At 58.3% G+C, this 18,836-nt stretch carries 14 protein-coding genes; 5 read left to right on the forward strand and 9 right to left on the reverse strand.

Annotation, left to right across the window (positions count from 1 at the left end; translation table 11 throughout):
* Nucleotides 1-23: 23 nt before the first annotated feature.
* The 7 genes from J2W17_RS13475 to aspA all read right to left on the reverse strand — a co-directional run bounded on the left by J2W17_RS13475 (nt 24) and on the right by aspA (nt 13,003).
* Nucleotides 24-4,571, reverse strand: coding sequence for a dermonecrotic toxin domain-containing protein (locus tag J2W17_RS13475; protein WP_307334600.1), 4,548 nt, complete (start codon nt 4,569-4,571; stop codon nt 24-26).
* Nucleotides 4,572-4,800: 229 nt separating this feature from the next.
* Entirely contained in the window at nt 4,801-5,916 is a 1,116-nt protein-coding gene (locus tag J2W17_RS13480; RefSeq protein ID WP_307334602.1) for a polyamine ABC transporter substrate-binding protein, read from the reverse strand.
* Nucleotides 5,917-5,929: 13 nt separating this feature from the next.
* Nucleotides 5,930-6,961, reverse strand: a complete 1,032-nt coding sequence (locus tag J2W17_RS13485) for a histone deacetylase family protein (RefSeq protein WP_307334603.1) — start codon at nt 6,959-6,961, stop codon at nt 5,930-5,932.
* Nucleotides 6,962-7,239: 278 nt separating this feature from the next.
* On the reverse strand, nt 7,240-8,238 hold the full coding sequence (locus J2W17_RS13490; protein WP_307334605.1) for an AraC family transcriptional regulator: 999 nt from the start codon (nt 8,236-8,238) through the stop codon (nt 7,240-7,242).
* A 175-nt stretch (nt 8,239-8,413) separates the two neighbouring features.
* On the reverse strand, nt 8,414-9,418 hold the full coding sequence (locus J2W17_RS13495; protein ID WP_307334608.1) for an asparaginase: 1,005 nt from the start codon (nt 9,416-9,418) through the stop codon (nt 8,414-8,416).
* Nucleotides 9,419-9,594: 176 nt separating this feature from the next.
* Nucleotides 9,595-11,046 carry an alanine/glycine:cation symporter family protein gene (locus J2W17_RS13500; protein ID WP_307334610.1) on the reverse strand — a complete coding sequence of 484 codons (1,452 nt, stop codon included), beginning with the start codon at nt 11,044-11,046 and terminating at the stop codon, nt 9,595-9,597.
* Between the two features lie 532 nt (nt 11,047-11,578).
* Nucleotides 11,579-13,003 carry an aspartate ammonia-lyase gene (aspA, locus tag J2W17_RS13505; RefSeq protein ID WP_307334612.1) on the reverse strand — a complete coding sequence of 475 codons (1,425 nt, stop codon included), beginning with the start codon at nt 13,001-13,003 and terminating at the stop codon, nt 11,579-11,581.
* A 180-nt stretch (nt 13,004-13,183) separates the two neighbouring features.
* On the opposite strand from aspA, the gene J2W17_RS13510 reads away from it, so the two are divergent.
* Nucleotides 13,184-14,095: a LysR substrate-binding domain-containing protein gene (locus tag J2W17_RS13510; RefSeq protein WP_307334614.1), complete on the forward strand. Its 912-nt coding sequence runs from the start codon at nt 13,184-13,186 to the stop codon at nt 14,093-14,095.
* Nucleotides 14,096-14,150: 55 nt separating this feature from the next.
* Here the strand turns inward: J2W17_RS13510 and J2W17_RS13515 are convergent, their stop codons facing one another.
* Nucleotides 14,151-14,753, reverse strand: a complete 603-nt coding sequence (locus J2W17_RS13515; RefSeq protein WP_307334616.1) for a reprolysin-like metallopeptidase — start codon at nt 14,751-14,753, stop codon at nt 14,151-14,153.
* A 464-nt stretch (nt 14,754-15,217) separates the two neighbouring features.
* Here J2W17_RS13515 and purE point away from each other — a divergent pair, with 464 nt between their 5' ends.
* The 4 genes from purE (at nt 15,218) to J2W17_RS13535 (ending at nt 17,786) form a co-directional block, all read left to right on the forward strand.
* On the forward strand, nt 15,218-15,709 hold the full coding sequence (gene purE / locus J2W17_RS13520; RefSeq protein ID WP_017341565.1) for a 5-(carboxyamino)imidazole ribonucleotide mutase: 492 nt from the start codon (nt 15,218-15,220) through the stop codon (nt 15,707-15,709).
* Between the two features lie 11 nt (nt 15,710-15,720).
* Nucleotides 15,721-16,803 (forward strand): 5-(carboxyamino)imidazole ribonucleotide synthase, encoded by a 1,083-nt coding sequence (locus J2W17_RS13525; protein WP_307334620.1) that lies wholly within the window; start codon nt 15,721-15,723, stop codon nt 16,801-16,803.
* Between the two features lie 113 nt (nt 16,804-16,916).
* Nucleotides 16,917-17,162 (forward strand): GlsB/YeaQ/YmgE family stress response membrane protein, encoded by a 246-nt coding sequence (locus tag J2W17_RS13530; protein ID WP_150800010.1) that lies wholly within the window; start codon nt 16,917-16,919, stop codon nt 17,160-17,162.
* Nucleotides 17,163-17,249: 87 nt separating this feature from the next.
* Entirely contained in the window at nt 17,250-17,786 is a 537-nt protein-coding gene (locus J2W17_RS13535; protein ID WP_307334951.1) for a DUF3299 domain-containing protein, read from the forward strand.
* Between the two features lie 136 nt (nt 17,787-17,922).
* Here the strand turns inward: J2W17_RS13535 and J2W17_RS13540 are convergent, their stop codons facing one another.
* Entirely contained in the window at nt 17,923-18,822 is a 900-nt protein-coding gene (locus J2W17_RS13540) for a D-hexose-6-phosphate mutarotase (protein ID WP_307334623.1), read from the reverse strand.
* Nucleotides 18,823-18,836: the final 14 nt, after the last annotated feature.

Here is an 18,836-nt window from a genome sequence, read left to right on the forward strand (position 1 = left end):
TGCACCACCCGTCAGGGCTGCAATCAGTTTTCGGCTGCAGGCTCCAGATCAAAAAACAGCTTTCGTAAATCCGGATCTTCGATCTTGCGTAACACCCCATCAATGGGCTCGGCAGTGACGAGTATTTTTCGTTGTTCATCCGTAAGCGTTTTCAAATAGCTCTCGGAAATTTTCAAGTGTGCGGTGGTGGGTGTGTCCCGAGGGCTTTCCAAGGTCTTGTAATGGAAATGGGCTACCCATAGTTCCTGATCTTTATTGGTCTTGTCGAGAATCCGGTATTCCTGAAAATAATCGCCCAGTTGCCTGGTGAGGATTCGGCCTTTGTCCCGACGCAATTCGATCTGAGCGTTCTCATGCATCCATCTGAAGATGGCCTGAGTCGGCTTCCTCATTTTGTAGAGACTGGCCCGCACGCTTTTGCCCGCTTCGCGCAAAGTCTTTGCTGCTGTAAGCAAATCCCGAGGTAAACCGGTCACAGGATATTGCTTCGTGCGAGCCAGAACTTCCTTCACGCTGTCAGCGCTTTGCGTAAGTTTGCTGGCTTGTTGGTCGAATAAATCCTGCATGTCCGCAGGGATACGCGAAGGTCGAAAGGCGTCTTTTCGGGTTTGTTCGATAAAACGAGGCGCGTCCTCTACCAGGTTGAAACCGTTCGAGATGATGTCGACGTCGTCTGACGCCAAAGATGGCCTTGCGGGATTTTTCAGAGTGAGTTCACCAAGAGACTCCTCGATAGTGGGTGGGGTTTCACTGCTGGTCTGTTGACGTGGTCGGGTCTTTTTAACCTTGACCTTGGGGCGGGGGGCTGACCGTCCCGACGGCCCGGCAGGCTCTTTCACCTTGGTGGGTTGTGCTTTTTCCAACACGGACGAGCGCAGCTTTTGAGCATTTTTCGCGAATTGGTCAATGAGGCCAATCAGGTGGCCAAGTTGGGTATGCTTAAAATGGCCTGGGTAAATTTCTGGCAGTTCCCGAAACCGCTGATCGACATCGGCAAAGGTTTCGATTAACTGACTAAGCTCTTCAACCTGCTGTTGTGGGCTGCGTTCGTCTGGAGTTTTCTTCAGGAGCTTTGCAATCCGGTGAGCAGCCTTGGCGCCTCTGACGATCAGATCACCGACATCACCACGCGCCTGCGTCATGGTCGCGCTGGCCTGTTCCTCCAGACAAAGTTCCTGGGAGATGCCGATTTCGTTGGCTCTGATTTCCCATTCGGTGAAAGCAGGCGCCAGCTTGCGGAGTTCAATCGCTCGCTCGATTCCTGGCATCCCGAGCGCATCCATGATGTCGAGTTCTTCTCGTGAAAGCGCAAGTTTCTCGGCCATCACCTGGCACACGTCTGTCAATCGCTGCACTTGGTTAACATGGATGTCCCGTGACGCTACATCGATCGTGACCTCAGACTGCAAACCATGGGTCAACTGCAAGTACTCTCTTTTTTTTACGAAGAACCATAACGAAAGATATTTCTCTAACTCGGTATGCATGCGCAACGATTCGCAGATGTAACTCGACCCACCACCCAGCGCATGCCATTCCCTCAGTTGCTCCAGGGCTTGGCGATAAGCTGCGATCATCTCATCGGTTTTTTCCACGAACACGACTGACAATCGATCGCGGGTCTGTGGCGTGGCCGCGGAAAATTCTGCCTGAGCCCTGGCGACGGCGTTCTTTTTCTGCTCTTCGCTGCCTTCAATGTCCGGATCCTGCGGTCTGGCTTTTTTTGCCTTAAACAGGTCTCGTGCTTCTTTCAGTGCCGTTCTGCGATCTCGATTCGCATCTCGTAACGTTTTAAGTTGATGTTTCGGTCCACCACCTTTCAATCGCCAGCGCAGATCAAGCACCCACCGTCCATCATGATCACTGGCAAGCAACGGCCCATATTTTGTAGGGTTATCGGGATCGACTATTTGCACCTGGTCGTCCACGGTGACACTGACGTTGAACCAGCGTTTGCCGACTTTGGCATAGGTTTTATGATCAAAATGATGTAAATGCCTTGGAATGGCGTTGTCCTTGCTCGAATCCTCGGTATCAAGGCCGGGCGGGGTGACGTTGAAAGCGTCCAGATAGGCCTTGAGTTCCGCTGGTGCGCGCCGGGGGACTGACCCGGGTGCAGCCACCTGAGAATCATGCGTCGGTGGGAGTTCGCCTGAATGGACGGTCGTGTCCAGCGTGACAGCAATGGTCGCAGGGGCTGGATCCTCATGCTCTGCCAGCGATTCGCGGGCGATACCGGGCTTGCTCAATATCGTCTTGCGCCGCATCACCGCGTGATGGCTGAGCAGAATGCCCACGGATAACAGGATATCCGCCTCGGATCGCCACTGGTTAAAGCTGTCGCCTTTTTCATGGGCATCAAGGGCTTGTTGAATTTGCTCGATAACCTGCCACGCCCAGACAGCGGTGCCGACGGCGCCACTGAGGAAGTTGCTCGCGACGTTGAATAATGCCCAGCCGCTGTCTTTGAGCAGTGTCCAGCGCCGTTCGGCATTCGATTGGGACTGGCGGTCCGCAAGGGTGACCAGCGCCTGGGCATTTTTTCTGAACAGTGCGGTGTGGGTGTCCCCGGTCATTTCCCGGGTTTCCAGTACCACTCGCCCGAACTGCTCTGCCCTGATGAAAGGGTTGACCAGCTGTTCAGCTGCCAACCATGGAGACGGCAATCCCACCGGAAAAACGTACTGGGAGTATTCAAAGCTCAGCGTTTTGGTTTCAAGCCAGGCAAGTACCGAGTCGCGCAGCTCTCCGGGCTGGTGCAAGGCGTAAAGCAGATTCTGCCGCGAGGGAAACTGCATCAACGGCACATCTTGCATCGGCCGGTAAAGCAGACAGGTCCCCCTGGTATCATCCCGAGGGCTGATTACGAACATGTTGGTCACGGTGTCGCTGGCGCTGATCAAACGGTGTTGCGGCTTCAGCGTCAGGGGATAGATAGCGATGGGATTGGCAGGGCCTGGGGCCGTATTCATCCAATTGCAAATGTATTGATAGCCTTGCTCGGTAACCCCCGACTCTTGTTTTATCTTCTCTTCCAATGCCTTGAGCGGTAACAGCCAGCGTAGTTGATCACGATAGAAGTGCTCCTGACGTTGGGATGTGACGGGGTCATCGATCAGCGTTTTCTTGATCAGTGCCGGGTAGGCACTGCCGACGTCCACGTTGGCCGCTATGCGGGTGAGGAATTGCGGCGTCAGCCAGTCAGGAATCTGCGCACCATTGTTGAATGATAGTGTCGCCCTATACGGTGCGTCGTTCTCCAGCGCGAACCCGGCCAAGTTTTCGGTGTGCTGATCAAGAGGGTTGGGCAGGGTGAAGTTATCGACGGTAAAGCTGTTGGTCACCTTGATTTCCAAGGCGTCCCACGGCAGTGCCGCGGCACCCACTGCACTTTTATCAGTGATGATCGCGTCACGCATCGATTGGTGAGCAAATTGACTGATGGAGGGTATTTCGGTTCTGGCGATCCTGTACCTGGCCTTGCGGTACAGTTTCCCGAGGGCGGTAATGTAACGACGGTAATCATCCATGTCGTTGGCGGGTGCATTGCGCAGCCAGTCAGGGATTGCCGCGTCCAGTTGCTTGAAACGTGATTGATCGAGGGTGTCCAGCCCCTTCCCGGGCTCCGGTACTTCGGTGTAAGCCTCGGCCTGTCTGATTTGATCGATGCTGTCTATTTGCGATGACACCAATGCCCAGGCCATATGATCGAAAACATTGCCATCGGGCTCGAATAATCGCCACTCCAGTGACCCCCCTATCGGCCGCTGATCGAGCCGCTCAGGTAGGGTACTTCCGAGTTTCTCCAGCGAGTCGAACGACTCGTAGCCACGCTCGATCGTGTACATGACGATGAGCTGGCGCTGGCGGTAAGTTGCCTTGATCACCAGTGCGCCGCCGACCAGAAGATGCCTGGGTATTTCATTTTCAACGACGTCGATATCGATCAGGCACGCCTGAATGGCCGAAAAGTCGGTATTGGTGTTTTTCCGTGACGTTCTGTCCGGGTCGGCGAAGACTTCCCGGGCCATGGCGCACTCCTCTGCGTTCCAGCCGTTAACCTGTTTTACATTGAGCGCTTTTCGCAGCGAGTCGGAAAGCTTTTGCCAGCGGGGAAGTTCATGCACCTGCTGATTCCAGAAGCTCAGCTGACGGTCCTGAAATTCAATGAATAACACCGCGATCGCCTCGTTGAGCGTCAGGGCTATCTCCTCGATGCTCACCGCGAGCTGGACCGGGTCATCGGCTTGCGGCTCAAGCGTGAGGAAGTGATCCCCTTCGATATAGTTCACAGTCGTTCCGTAAAGACCGTGACGTACCACCGCATGGGTCAGCGATTCGTAATAGATCGACCCGGTCTCAACCTCATCGTCGATCACTTGCCATTGCGGGCTGCCGACGACGGCTTTGTCGGGGTCGATATCCAGGTCGGTGTATTTTTCTTTCAGCATTTGATGCAGCAAGTGCGAGGCGACCTCGCTCAGTGTGGGACCGTGGCTGGTCTGATTGACCAGGTCGCTTTTTTCCACCAGTGGCTCGGTTATGCCGCTGTCGATGGTGTTGTCTGTCATGGTTGTTTTCCTTCGATGCAGGGATCAGGACGAACACGTCAATCCTGGAAATGGCATCGAAGGTAGAGGTCTGCGATTGAAGGAGGGTGGTAACGGGTTACCGCACAGATGAAACATTCACACGAAAAATGCCTGAATGCAGCGATCGAGGCGACGGTCAGTGACTTGAAATACTTGTCCCTGACTTGAAAAACAAACCTCCTGCCAGCAGCAGGAGGTTTCCAAGGACTTATGTCCCTGATTTGATCTTGGTCCAGGCCCGGGTTCGCGCACGTTCGGCATCCCGGGGCAGCGGTTGCAGGGTGTACAGCGTACTCATCGCCGTTTCGGTCGGGTACAGGTTGGGATTGTTGCGGATCGCCGGATCGACACTCTCTGTGGCGTCCTTGTTCGGGTTCGGATAGCCGACGAAATCGCTGACCGGCGCAATCACCTGGGGTTGCAGCAGATAGTTGATGAAGGTGTAGGCGTCTTGCGGGTTTTTCGCGCCTTTGGGGATGGCAAGCATGTCGAACCAGATCGGTGCGCCTTCTTTGGGCAGGCGCATGTCCACAATTACGCCATTCTTGGCTTCCTTGGCACGGTTGGCGGCCTGGGAGAAGCTGCCGGAGTAACCGACGGCGACGCAGATGTCACCGTTGGCGATGTCGGCCATGTACTTGGACGAATGGAAGTAGGTGATGTGCGGACGAATCTTCATCAGCAGCGCTTCAGCCTTGGCGTAGTCCGCCGGCTTCTTGCTGTTGGGGTCCAGTCCAAGATGTTGCAGGGCCAGCGGGAGGATTTCCGACGGCGAGTCGAGCAGGGCCACACCACACTGCTTGAGCTTGCTGATGTTTTCTTCCTTGAAGATCAGGTCCCAGCTGTCCACCGGGGCGTTGTCGCCCAGGGCCGCCTTGACCTTGTCCGGGTTGAAGCCGATCAGGATGGTGCCGTACATGTAGGGCACGGCGAATTTATTGCCCGGGTCGTTGGCTTCGATCAGCTTCATCAGCTTGGGATCGAGGTGGTTCCAGTTCGGCAGCTTGCTGCGGTCCAGGGGCTGGAACACGCCGGCTTCAATCTGTTTGGCGAGGAACACGTTGGACGGCACCACCACATCGTAGCCGGAGTTGCCGGTCAGCAACTTGGCTTCCAGTGCTTCGTTGGTGTCGAAGATGTCGTAGACCAGCTTGGTCTGGGGGTTCTGGGTCTTGAAATCTTCAAGCGCCTTGGGCGTGATGTAGTCGAACCAGTTGTAGACGCGCAACGTTCGTTCTTCAGCATGAACGGCGCCACTGAGCACCGTGGCGCACAACGCTGCGGGTAAGAGCGAAGGAGAGATAAAACGCTTGAGTCGGTTCATGGTTCCTGTTTCCTCATTGAGCGCTTTCAAAGCCTTCGAGAACGTTCACGGCATTGATGCCGATTTCCTCTACCGCATAACCGCCTTCCATCACGAACAATGTCGGCTTGCCGAGGCGTGCGATGCGTTCGCCCATCGCCAGGTAGTCCGGGCTGTCGAGCTTGAACTGGGAAATCGGATCGTCCTTGAAGGTGTCCACGCCCAGGGAAACGACGATGATGTCCGCACCGTACTTTTCGATCTCCTTGCAGGCCTGCTCCAGGGCGGAACTCCAGCTGTCCCAGCCACTGCCCGCGGGTAAAGGGTAGTTGAAGTTGAAACCTTCTCCCGCGCCTTCGCCCAGCTCATCTTCATAGCCGAGGAAGAACGGAAACTCGGCTTCCGGATGCCCGTGGATCGAAGTGAAGAGCACGTCGCTGCGCTGATAGAAAATCGATTGGGTGCCGTTGCCGTGGTGGTAGTCGACGTCGAGGATTGCGACCTTTTTGTGGCCTTGATCGAGGAAGGCCTGAGCGGCGATGGCGGCGTTGTTCAGGTAGCAATAACCTCCCATCAGATCACTGGCAGCATGATGACCAGGTGGACGGCACAGGGCGAAGGCACTGCGGGCGCCGCGCTGGATTTCAGCCTGGGCAGTGAGGGCCACTTGCGCTGCGCTGTACGCCGCTTGCCAGGTCCCGGCCGTGATCGGCGCGCTGCCGTCGAAGCTGTAATAGCCGAGCTGGCCGTGCAGGCTGGTGGGGATGATCGGGCGCAGGGTGCGGGCAGGCCAGGTATAGGGCAGCAAGTCGCCATCGGTCTTGAACGCGGTCCAGCGTGCCCAGGCACCTTTGAAGAAATCGAGGTAATCGCGGCTGTGGATGCGGGCGATCGGGTCGAGGCCGAAATCCTTCGGCGCTTCGACAGGGCCCAGGTTCTGCTTTTGCACCCGTGCCAGCACATGGTCTGCCCGCGAGGGCATTTCGAAACACGGCTTGAGTTGCCCGTCGATCAATTCGCAACGGCCATGGTGGAGGTGGTGATCATCCGAGTAGATCGTCAGCATTTTCTTGTTCTCCGCAGGCTGATTCGGTTGAACAACAGTCTTGCGGTGCGGGGCGTATCAGAGAACGGCAGAAAAGGCCAAAAGGGGATCGATATGGCCAAAATAATTGACCGAAATTCGCCCCTTACAGTTGTGCGGGAGTGCTCCCCATGAGGCTTGGAATGCTAACCCTGTGGGAGCGGGCTTGCCCGCGAAGGGGTCGGCACAGCAGAAATCAACGTCGCCTGACACTGCGCTATCGCAGCGATGCGGCGATCCGACAAGCCAGCTCCCACAAGTTATCGATGAGGCCTGAACTGACTCGGCGCCACGCCGCTCCAGCGCACAAACGCATGACGAAAGCTTGCGGTCTCGCTGAAGCCCAGCGCTTCGGCAATCTGGTAAATCGGCATCTGGTCCTCACAGAGCATGAGCTTGGCCTGTTCGAAGCGCAATTCGTCGAGCAACTCCTGATAGCTGCAGCCAAGCTCCTTCAGGTGCCGACGCAACGTGCGCGCCGAACAATTCATCTGCTCGGCCAATCCCTCCAGCCCCGGCGCCGCATTCAGTTGCGCCCGAAGTAATTGCCGAATTCGTCCTAGCCAGGCCTGACGTCCAGTGAACTCAATGTTCTGTTTGCGGCAGCGGTCAGCCATGGCCTGATGGGTGATGACATCGGCAAGCGGCAGGGGTTGGTCAAGCCAGCTTTTGGCGAACGCGAAAGCATTGTCCCGGGCCTCGAAGTGCAGCGGGCAATCGAAGTGTTGCGCATAAGTGGCTTCATAGTCGGGCGCGACATGTTCGAAGCGCGCAGCCAGCAGTGGCAACGGATGGCCGAGCAGGTCATCGCAGATGGTCTTCAACGACACCAGGCAGAACTCGGCGTTGAATACGGCCAGCGCCGGATTTTCGCGATAATCGGCGGCCACGAACCAGATGCGCTCGCCATCGTCCTCAAGGCCCAGTTCGAAAAGTGTTCCCAGCAGCGCCGGATAACGCATCGCCAGACGTAACGCGTCACCGAAGGTGGCACTGGTGAGCAGGGCATAGCCGAGCATGCCGTAGGAGGAAACGTGCATCCGCCGGCCCAGTTCCAGGCCGATGTCACGCTTGAGCGCGACGGCGTTGGCACAGACCTGCATTTCCTGGTTGGTGGTAATGCGCGTGTCTGCTCGGTTCAGGTCAGCGGCGCTGATGCCGCTGCCCGCCAGTAGCGCCTCGCTGGACAATCCGTCGGCCTTGAAGGCGTTGAGCACCAGGGAGACGGCGTTGAGGGTGGTGAGGTGGGAGTGAAGCATGGTTGGCTTCCAGCCTTGGGGTGGTTGGAACGCAGCAAGTTATATGCCGAGCGAGAACCTGTAGGAGCGAGCCTGCTCGCGATGGACGTTAACGATAACGCGTGCTGTCTGGATGAACGCGCCGCCTTCAGGTTCTTCGCGAGCAGGCTCGCTCCTACAGGGTTACGTGGTGGGGTCAGATGAGTTCGCCGCAGAGGTCGATTTCGACCAGGCGCCGTACTTCAGCGGTGTCGAGTCCGGCGCCGAGCAATCCGTGCAATTTGCCGAACGCTGCCTCACGGGTCATGCCCCCGCCCGACAGCACGCCGGCGCCACGCAGGCGGCTACCCGCCTCGTAAACGTCCAGCTCAACACCACCTTCATGGCACTGCGTAATTGCAACCACCACCACACCGTTGTCTCGTGCTCGAGTAAGGGCGGCGAGAAACTGCGGATTGTCGCTCGGCCCCGTTCCGCTGCCGTAGCACTCCAGCACCAGACCTTGAATGCCGCTGTTCAACACGCCCTCAAGTTGCTCGGCATCGATACCGGGGAACAGTGGCAACACGGCGACTTTCGCCAGCTGCTTGCTCTGGTTGTAATTCAGCTGCGTTGGCAGCGAAGTGGCCTTCACGCCGCCGCCTTGACGCTCAAGTCGCTTGAACGGATGACGACCGAAACTGCGCACCTTCGCGCAACGGGTCGGGTCCAGCAGTTCGCCGTGGAAGTACAAATGAACACCCGGAGCCAGGCCCTGGCCCAACGCAACCAATGCCCCGCTGAGGTTTTCCCAGGCATCGCTGTCGGTCACGCCGGCCGGCAGCATCGAGCCGGTGAAGACTACGCGGGCGTGCAGCCCGAGTAACTGAAAACCCATAGCCGCAGCGCTGTAGGCCAATGTGTCGGTGCCATGCAGGATCAGCACGCTGTCGCAACCTTGTGTATCGATAGCGTCGACCACCGCTTCGTGCAGTTGCTGCCAATACGCAGGGCTCATGTTGGCACTGTCGATCAGCGGTGACATCTCGCGAAAGCGCCATTGCGGCACCACCAGATCAGGCTGGCTGGCCAGGTACTCGCGCATCCTCACGTCGAAACCGGACGACGGGGCCAGGCCGTGGGCACTGGCTTGCATACCGATGGTGCCGCCGGTGTAGAGCACCATGACGTGCCGGGCTGCGGGATAAGTCGAGGAATTCATGGAGGTTCTCCGAAACTGTGGGAGTGAGACCGGTTTGCCGGCGGAGGCAGCGATGCGGTCTTGAGCTCGAGCCAAAAATGGCAGCCTCATCAAGGTGCCATAGCGTACAACCGAGCATGAGGCCGGGCGTACGCGGTGTCACGCCGGGCGCAGAGGATGCGCCCGGTTTTGACCTGTCAGCGTTGCGCTACGGTCACGCCTTGCGGCTCGGCTTCGGCCTTGATGGCAGCCGCTGGCGGGTTGGCTGGCCAGGCTTTCAGGTCCAGGTCCAGGTCCGCAAATTTGCTCGAATCGAACACCGGCGTCTTGATGCCCGCAGCCCGCTGGTCATCGTAGTCACGCAGGATACGCATGCCGACCTTGAACAGCAGGAACAACGCAATCAGGTTCACGAATGCCAGCATGGTCATGGTGATGTCGGCGAAGGCGAACACGGTGCCGAGGTTTTCGATGGCACCCCAGAAGATCAATACCAGTACCAGCGCGCGATAACCGATCAGTGCCTTGCGGTTCTCGCCGATCAGGAAGCGCAGGTTGCTTTCGCCCAGGTAGTAATTGTAGAGAATCGAGGTGAACACGAACAACGCCAGCGCTACGGAGATGAACATCCGGCCCCAGTCACCGACCACGGCAGCCAGAGAATTCTGGGTCAGAGCAATGCCGTCGCCTTCGAAGCCCGGGGTGTAGAAACCCGACAGCAGGATCAGCAATGCGGTGCAGGTGCAGATCACAAAGGTGTCGAGGAATACGCTGAACGCCTGAACCACACCTTGTGCGACCGGGTGCTCGACCGAGGCTACAGCTGCCACGTTCGGCGCACTGCCCAGGCCTGCTTCGTTGGCGAACACGCCGCGCTTCACGCCCATGATAATGGCGCTGCCGATCAGGCCGCCGAACGCCTGGTCCAGACCGAAGGCGCTTTTGACGATGGTCATCAGCATGCCCGGAACCTGGTCGAACTGCAGCACGATCACGTAGATGGTCACGCCGATGTAGACCAGGGTTTTCACCGGTACCAGCAGGTCAGCGACCTTGGCGATCCGCTTGATACCGCCGATGAACACCAGGCCCAGCAATACCGCCAGGCCAAGTCCGGTGTACGTGGTGTCAAGACCGAAGGCATTGTTCAGCGAGTGGGTTACTGCGTGGGCTTGCAGCCCGTTGAAGGCAAAGCCGAAGGTGATCAGCAGCAGGAACGCCATGATCATCCCCAACCAGCGTTTCTGCAGGCCGTGCTGGATGTAAAAGGACGGGCCGCCACGGAACTGGCCTTCGGAGTCGCAACGTTTGTAGAGCTGGCCGAGGGAGCATTCGAAGAAGCTGCTGGACATGCCGACCAGCGCGGTCACCCACATCCAGAATACCGCTCCGGGCCCACCAAGGGTCACGGCGATGCCGACACCCGCGATGTTGCCCGCACCGACGCGGCCGGCGAGGCTGAGCATCAAGGCCTGGAACGAGCTGAGCTGGCCAGCGCTGCTTTTGAGGCTGTCGCGGAACACCGCGAACATGTGAAAGAAATGGCGGAACTGAACGAAACGCGAGCGGATCGTGAAGTAGCTGCCGAGCCCGACGATGAGCACGATCAGTACTTTCCCTGAGAGGAAGTCGTTAATGACTTCGAGCATGGATTATTCCTCGCTGTTTTTTGTTTAGGCAAATGCTGGGCGGTCAGAAACATCGCGTTACACCGCTGTGCGCGTGGCACAGCAGGTGAGGCGCGTGTTCGTCCCGGTTCCATTTCGCAGGTTTGTTATTAGTTCGGGTTTCGCATGGGTTTGGGCCTCGTTACCGACGACCGCTCATGCGAAGAGGGGCGGCACTATACCTAGGAGAGTGCCGTCCGTCTGCACAGTTGAGGTGCAAGCGATGGAGCGAGGTGTTTTGCAACGTTATTTGGGGTGACCTTGAGGGCCTCTTCGCTGGCAAGCCAGCTCCTACAGGGGCTGGGGTGAACGCAATATTTGTGAGCGCCAACCAACCCTGTAGGAGCTGGCTTGCCAGCGAAGAAGCCAGCATGAACACCACAAAATCCGGTTAAAAAAAAGGGCTTGGGGGAATAAATCCCCAAGCCCTCAAAAGGTGAGAGGTGTCTAGTCCCTCGACCTGGTGAGCGTGGCTCCCGTGCTCTTTATCAAGAGGCAGGAGCCGGGCGTTTGGTCAGGCCTTCAGTGGCACCAGACGCGGAGCGATCATGTTTTCCGGGCGCAGGATGTCGGCGAGCATTGCGTCGTCGAGCAAACCTTCTTCGCGTACCAGTTCCAGCACTCCGCGGCCGCTTTCCAGGGCGATGCGAGCGACGCGGGTGGCGTTTTCATAGCCGATGTACGGGTTCAGTGCGGTCACCAGGCCGATCGAATGTTCGACCAGCTCACGGCAACGCTCTTCGTTGGCAGTGATGCCGACGATGCAGTGCTCGCGCAGCATGTCCATGGCGCGTTGCAGCAGACGGATCGAGTCGAAGATCTTGAACGCGATCAGCGGCTCCATCACGTTCAGTTGCAGCTGGCCGCCTTCGGCCGCGATGGTCAGCGCCAGGTCGTTACCGATGATCTGGAACGCCACCTGGTTAACCGCTTCCGGGATAACCGGGTTGACCTTGCCGGGCATGATCGAGCTGCCTGGCTGGCGCGCCGGCAGGTTGATTTCATTGATACCGGTGCGTGGACCGCTGGACAGCAGGCGCAGGTCGTTGCAGATCTTTGACAGCTTGACCGCGGTGCGCTTGAGCATGCCGGAGAACAGTACAAACGCACCCATGTCGGACGTGGCTTCGATCAGGTCGGCGGCCGGAACCAGCGGTTGACCGCTGATCAGTGCCAGGCGTTGAACGGCCAAGTGCTGGTAACGCGGATCGGCGTTGATCCCGGTACCGATCGCGGTGCCACCGAGGTTGACTTCGGTCAGCAGTTCCGGCGCCAGGGTCTTCAGGCGTGCCAGGTCTTCGCCCAGGGTGGTGGCGAAGGCGCGGAATTCCTGACCCAGGGTCATCGGCACGGCGTCTTGCAGCTGGGTACGACCCATCTTCAGTACGTGGCTGAATTCCTGACCCTTGGCGGCGAACGCCTGGATCAGGCTGTCGAGGCTGGCCAGCAGCGCGTCGTGGCCCAACAGCAGACCCAGACGGATTGCCGTCGGGTAGGCGTCGTTGGTCGACTGCGCCATGTTCACGTCGTTGTTCGGGTGAAGGTACTGGTATTCGCCTTTCTGGTGACCCATGGCCTCCAGGGCAATGTTGGCGATCACTTCGTTGGCATTCATGTTGGTCGAAGTGCCAGCGCCGCCTTGAATCATGTCCACCACGAACTCTTCGTGGAAATCGCCGCGGATCAAACGGGCACAGGCTTCGCTGATGGCAGCGTGCTTGGCTTCGCTCAGGTGACCCAGCTCACGGTTGGCGTCAGCGGCGGCCTGCTTGACCATGGCCAGGCCGACAACCAGCTTCGGGTAATGCGAAATCGGAACGCCGGAGAGACGGAAGTTGTTCACCGCTCGCAGGGTCTGGATGCCGTAGTACGCTTGAGCAGGTACTTCGAGTACGCCAAGCAGGTCTTTTTCTGTGCGGAAAGATGCAGCGGAGGACATGATAAGAATCATCTCGATATGGACCCGGTCTATGCCGGAACACTGCAAATGCTAGGCTTGTGAGGGATTTTGGGCCAATGCTATTAAACACTGGCCTATGCATATTCGGCATAATGACAGTGTGACGTCGAGTGAATGGCGAGCGTGTGACCTATTTTGGTGCGTGTCCGGGAGGGCGTGATGAATCTGGAAAGTAAATGGCTTGAGGACTTCAGCGCCTTGGCCGCCACCCGCAGCTTCTCCCAGGCTGCCGAGCGCCGCTTCGTGACCCAGCCGGCTTTCAGTCGGCGAATTCGCAGCCTGGAAGCCGCGCTCGGCCTGACGTTGGTCAACCGCTCGCGCACGCCCGTGGAGCTGACAGCGGCCGGGCAACTTTTTCTGGTGACCGCGCGGACGGTAGTCGAGCAGCTCGGCGAAGTGCTGCGCCATTTGCATCACTTGGAAGGCGGGCAGGGCGAGGTGATGCAGGTTGCGGCCGCTCACTCGTTGGCGCTGGGATTTTTTCCGCGGTGGATCGCGCAGTTGCGTAACGAGGGCTTGAACATTGCCACGCGGCTGGTGGCGACCAACGTGGGTGACGCCGTGCACGCCCTGCGTGAAGGGGGCTGCGACCTGATGTTGGCGTTCTATGACCCGGACGCTGCGATGCAGATGGACCCGGAAATCTTCCCGTCGCTGCACCTCGGCCAGACCGAAATGCTCCCGGTGTGCGCGGCTGATGCCGACGGCAAGCCGCTGTTCGACCTGGAAGGAGAAGGCAGTGTGCCGCTGCTCGCCTATAGCGCCGGTGCCTTTCTCGGGCGTTCGGTGAACTTGCTGCTGCGTCAGCGCGCGTTGCGTTTCACCACCATCTACGAGACGGCCATGGCTGACAGTCTGAAAAGCATGGCACTGGAAGGGTTGGGGATCGCTTGGGTGCCGCAGCTCAGCGTGCGCGCCGAACTGGCGCGCGGTGAGCTGGTGATTTGTGGCGGCCCGCAATGGCATGTGCCGCTGGAGATTCGTTTGTATCGCTGCGCATTGGTGCGAAAGGCGAATGTGCGATTGTTGTGGCGCAAACTTGAAGGCGGGGTGGCCAGCGCTAACCTTTAAGCTGATGCAGGCAGAGGCGTTTATATTGCGCCTCTGCGATGATCAGGTTGAAACGTTAATCTTTGTCGGCCAGATAGCTCTTGATATTTTGCCGGTTGGCGTGGCTGAAGGTGTACGTATTGGCTTTGAATTTGTCATTCGTTGGTGCCATGTAGGTGTCGGCGATCCAGCCATTGAACTGAACCTCAGAGTCTTCATGTTTCGCGCCCAGCAAGTGCCCCATTTCATGTCCGACAACTTGATAGCCTGTCAGTGACGCGATTGCAAATTGCCCAGCCCTGTTCGACGACCAATTAAGTGCAACTCCTGCGTGTGCATCATTCAGCTTATCGCGGGTGACCAGAATGATTTTGGTTAGCGCACTATAAACCTCTGTGTTTAATCCTTCTTCGTTCATTTCATGAAGGAGCTTATAACCCAGGGTTTGCCATCTTTGCAGAGTTCCAGTCACATCTTCGCCTTTGTAATCAAAGTTGCAATAGGGCTCGCCGCCAGCAAAGACGACACAGACTTTTCGTTCGATGAAGCTTTCCAGTTCAGTTACGAAAGGTCGGAAATAATCAGCGTAAATTGTCTTTCTTGTCGATTCCGGTACGTCCGAATGAATAACGGCAATAATGATAAGATCTTTTTTTTGTGTCTGTTCAATCAAAGTCATCCTTGAATCCTTTTTAATTGGTTTTGTAATGCCCACCCAGGTTTTAGAAGCATGATGGTCTCATTGTGGAGTTGGGAAGGGTGTGCGGCTAAAAATGAAATTAACTAGCCTATTACGGTTTGGCGAGTGAACGTGTATTTCATGCTGTTGCGTCATCCTGAGTACTGTCCCGCATATCACCTTTCCAGGTTTTGGAAGTGTGGATGAACGTGCATTCGGATAACTGAATTACTCTTTCCGTATCGGTCATTGTTGGCTGACCTGTGAGTCAGTAAAATCGCCGGGTTTCGGCAAATGACAGATGGTCGCACCGGGGGCTGTTTATCCGGCTCATTACGGTATACTGCGCGGCCTTTGGCCGGCTCGCCCGGCCCTAATTCGTACACTCAAGCCACGCCGGATCTCCCGCGTGGCTTGTTGTTTTTTGACGCGCCTGCGGGCGCCCAGAGAGAAGAGGCACGACGATGAGCGCACTGGTTGGCGTGATCATGGGCTCCAAGTCCGATTGGTCCACCCTTAGCCACACCGCCGATATGCTGGAAAAGCTCGGCATCCCCTACGAGGTGAAAGTGGTCTCTGCCCACCGCACCCCGGACCTGCTGTTCCAGTACGCTGAAGAGGCCGAGGCGCGGGGCATCGAGGTGATTATCGCCGGTGCCGGCGGCGCGGCGCACTTGCCAGGCATGTGTGCGGCCAAGACCCACCTGCCGGTGCTGGGCGTGCCGGTGCAGTCCTCGATGCTGTCGGGCGTGGACTCGCTGCTGTCCATCGTGCAGATGCCTGCAGGTATTCCGGTCGCGACCCTGGCCATCGGCAAGGCCGGCGCGATCAACGCAGCCCTGCTCTCGGCGAGCATCCTGGGCGCCAAGCACCCGCAGTTTCACGCGGTGCTGAAAACTTTCCGTGCTGAGCAGACAGACAGCGTCCTGGAAAATCCAGACCCACGCATCGCCTGAGGTTGTTGACGATGAAGATCGGTGTAATCGGTGGCGGCCAGTTGGGTCGCATGTTGGCGCTGGCGGGCACCCCGCTGGGCATGAACTTCGCTTTCCTGGACCCGGCGCCTGACGCTTGCGCAGCTGCGCTGGGCGAACACCTGCGAGCCGATTACGGCGATCAGGACCACCTGCGTCAGCTGGCCGATGAAGTCGATCTGGTGACCTTCGAGTTTGAGAGCGTCCCTGCCGAGACCGTGGCATTCCTGTCGCAGTTCGTCCCGGTCTACCCGAGCGCCGAAGCCCTGCGCATCGCGCGTGATCGCTGGTTCGAGAAGAGCATGTTCAAGGACCTGGGGATTCCAACCCCGGCGTTCGCCGACATTCAATCCCAAGCCGACCTGGACGCCGCCGTGGCTGCCATCGGTCTGCCGGCCGTGCTCAAGACCCGCACCCTGGGTTACGACGGCAAGGGCCAGAAAGTCTTGCGCAAACCTGAAGATGTGGTCGGCACTTTCGCGGAACTGGGTAGCGTAGCCTGCCTGCTGGAAGGCTTCGTGCCGTTCACCGGTGAAGTCTCGCTGATCGCCGTGCGTGCTCGCGATGGTGAAACCCGGTTCTATCCGCTGGTGCACAACACCCACGACAGCGGCATCCTCAAACTGTCCGTGGCCAGCACCGATCACCCGCTGCAAGCCCTGGCTGAAGACTACTCCAGCCGAGTGCTCAAGCAGCTGAACTACGTCGGCGTGATGGCGTTCGAGTTCTTCGAAGTCGACGGTGGCCTCAAGGCCAACGAAATCGCCCCGCGCGTGCACAACTCCGGGCACTGGACCACCGAAGGCGCCGAGTGCAGCCAGTTCGAAAACCACCTGCGGGCCGTTGCCGGTCTGCCGCTGGGTTCGACGGCCAAGGTCGGCGAGAGCGCGATGCTCAACTTCATTGGCAAAGTGCCGGACACAGAGAAAGTCCTGGCTATCGCCGATTGCCATCTGCATCACTATGCCAAGGCGTTCAAGGTCGGTCGCAAGGTCGGCCACGCCAACCTGCGTTGCGCGGACCGCGAAACCCTGGCTGCGCAGATCCTCAAGGTCGAAGCGCTCATCGCCGAATAGTTTCATGTGGCAGCGGCGGAACCATTCAGGTGCCGCCGTTCTCTCATGGCAGGATGCCAAAGTCTGACTAGGCTTTCGCTAGGACACAGCCATTCGACTCAGAGGGAAATGCCATGGGAATTATCGGAACCATCTTTATCGGCTTGATTGTCGGCCTGCTGGCGCGGTTCCTGAAACCGGGCGATGACAGCATGGGCTGGATCATGACCATCCTGCTCGGTATCGGCGGTTCGCTGGCGGCCACTTATGGCGGCCAGGCACTGGGCTTCTACCAGGCCGGCGAAGGCGCAGGCTTCCTTGGTGCGCTGGTGGGTGCCGTGATATTGCTGGTGATCTACGGCATGATCAAAAAGAACTGATTGAGCGACAAAGCCCTCTCTGTCAAACGCGCGGGGAGGGCTAGAATGCTCGGCGTTGCACCGTCCTCTCCATTGCCGAGCACCAACATGCGCTGTCTTTTGCTGACTTTCCTGTTACTGGGCGCGGGCCTTGCCCATGCCGGCGAACTGCCGGAAACCGACTGGCTCGACCTGATGCCCAAGTCGGATCAGAACGCCCTCGAGGCCATGCCTGAAATCGACCACGACTCCCCCGAAGCCAATGGCACCTTCACCGAAAAGGGTGGCATGAAGCAAAGCAAAGGCTTGCCGGCGGTAATGTACTCGACCAAAACCGTACCGTCGATGAACGACAAAGACATCCGCCTCGGCGGGTATCCGGTGCCACTGGAGTCCGACGCCAAGGGGCGCAGCACGCTGTTCTTCCTGGTGCCGTATCCGGGCGCCTGCATCCACGTGCCACCACCGCCGCCTAACCAGTTGGTGCTGGTGCGTTATCCCCAAGGCTTGAAGCTGGAGGATATCTACACGCCGCTGTGGGTGACGGGCACGCTAAAGGTCGAGAAGGTCAGCAACGACCTGGCTGACGCGGCGTATGCGCTGGATGCGGCGAAGGTGCGGGTGGTGGAGGAATCAGATTTGTAACGGCCATTCTGGCCAGGCACAAACCAAAAATGTGGGAGCGGGCTTGCTCGCGAAAGCGGTGTAACAGTCAACGATGATGTTGAATGTTATGGCCTCTTCGCGAGCAAGCCCGCTCCCACATTTTGGTGTTGCGGTGCTACAGGGATTTGCTGGCGATACTCACACCCAGGGTATGACTCGCACCCGGCGCCAACGTCACCACATCATCCATCACATTCGCCGTTTCAATGCACAGCATGCGCTGCCAGCCATCGTCGGCCATGTCGCTGAACGCCGCGGCGCGATCGATCCAAGGGTTCCAGATCACCGCCGAGCGCGAACCGCTGCTGGTCAGTTCGATGCGGCGTTCCCAGGCGGGATCGACAATGCTCAGCTTCGCGGGAGTATTCAGATAGATGCGGTCGGTCTCGCCGGCAAATCGCAAATCACCGGACTGACTCACGGTTTTCCAGTCGTCCAGCGTCTCGATGTAGCTCAAGCCATCCAGGCCTTCGACATGCACGTTGCGCACATCGCTGACCGCGAAATAGCTGTGCAGCGCCTGGCTGATGCTGACTTGGCCGAAGCCCTGGTTATGACTGGTCAGGCTGATGTGCAGTTGCTCATCCAGGCGAATGCTCAGTTTCAAATCCACCTGATGCGGCCAGCCTGGAAAACCGCCTTCGGGGCAGGGCAGGAGAAATTCCACGTTCAGGCTTTCGCCTTCCGCTTCGATGCCCCCCAGTTCCCAGTCCATCGTCCGGACCAGCCCGTGAGCGGTCGCCGGTTCGCTACTGAAGCGCATTGCCTGGACACTCTGCGGGTTGCGCGAAAAATTACCGAACCATGGCCAGCACACTGGCACGCCAGCGCGGATACTTTTGCCTGTCTTGAACACCGCCTCGTCGTTGAGCCAGATCAGCGGCGGCTCGCCAGCGACTTGGTAGCTGAGAATGTGCGCACCTTGCTGGGCCACCAGCAGTTCGGCCTGCCCGTGGCGGATGCGCCAGCAGTTCAGTTCATCCAGTTTCACGGCTTCAACGTTGGGCGTTGTCATGGAACAGCTCTCGA

This window comes from Pseudomonas lini (genome assembly GCF_030812475.1).
GTDB classification, from domain to species: Bacteria; Pseudomonadota; Gammaproteobacteria; order Pseudomonadales; family Pseudomonadaceae; genus Aquipseudomonas; species Aquipseudomonas lini_A.

Bases quoted from the DNA above. Each gene is read 5' to 3' on its own strand.
- J2W17_RS13475 (WP_307334600.1), bottom strand. From the start codon at position 4,571: ATGACAGACAACACCATCGACAGCGGCATAACCGAGCCACTGGTGGAA.
- J2W17_RS13480 (WP_307334602.1), bottom strand. From the start codon at position 5,916: ATGAACCGACTCAAGCGTTTTATCTCTCCTTCGCTCTTACCCGCAGCG.
- J2W17_RS13485 (WP_307334603.1), bottom strand. From the start codon at position 6,961: ATGCTGACGATCTACTCGGATGATCACCACCTCCACCATGGCCGTTGC.
- J2W17_RS13490 (WP_307334605.1), bottom strand. From the start codon at position 8,238: ATGCTTCACTCCCACCTCACCACCCTCAACGCCGTCTCCCTGGTGCTC.
- J2W17_RS13495 (WP_307334608.1), bottom strand. From the start codon at position 9,418: ATGAATTCCTCGACTTATCCCGCAGCCCGGCACGTCATGGTGCTCTAC.
- J2W17_RS13500 (WP_307334610.1), bottom strand. From the start codon at position 11,046: ATGCTCGAAGTCATTAACGACTTCCTCTCAGGGAAAGTACTGATCGTG.
- aspA (WP_307334612.1), bottom strand. From the start codon at position 13,003: ATGTCCTCCGCTGCATCTTTCCGCACAGAAAAAGACCTGCTTGGCGTA.
- J2W17_RS13510 (WP_307334614.1), top strand. From the start codon at position 13,184: ATGAATCTGGAAAGTAAATGGCTTGAGGACTTCAGCGCCTTGGCCGCC.
- J2W17_RS13515 (WP_307334616.1), bottom strand. From the start codon at position 14,753: ATGACTTTGATTGAACAGACACAAAAAAAAGATCTTATCATTATTGCC.
- purE (WP_017341565.1), top strand. From the start codon at position 15,218: ATGAGCGCACTGGTTGGCGTGATCATGGGCTCCAAGTCCGATTGGTCC.
- J2W17_RS13525 (WP_307334620.1), top strand. From the start codon at position 15,721: ATGAAGATCGGTGTAATCGGTGGCGGCCAGTTGGGTCGCATGTTGGCG.
- J2W17_RS13530 (WP_150800010.1), top strand. From the start codon at position 16,917: ATGGGAATTATCGGAACCATCTTTATCGGCTTGATTGTCGGCCTGCTG.
- J2W17_RS13535 (WP_307334951.1), top strand. From the start codon at position 17,250: ATGCGCTGTCTTTTGCTGACTTTCCTGTTACTGGGCGCGGGCCTTGCC.
- J2W17_RS13540 (WP_307334623.1), bottom strand. From the start codon at position 18,822: ATGACAACGCCCAACGTTGAAGCCGTGAAACTGGATGAACTGAACTGC.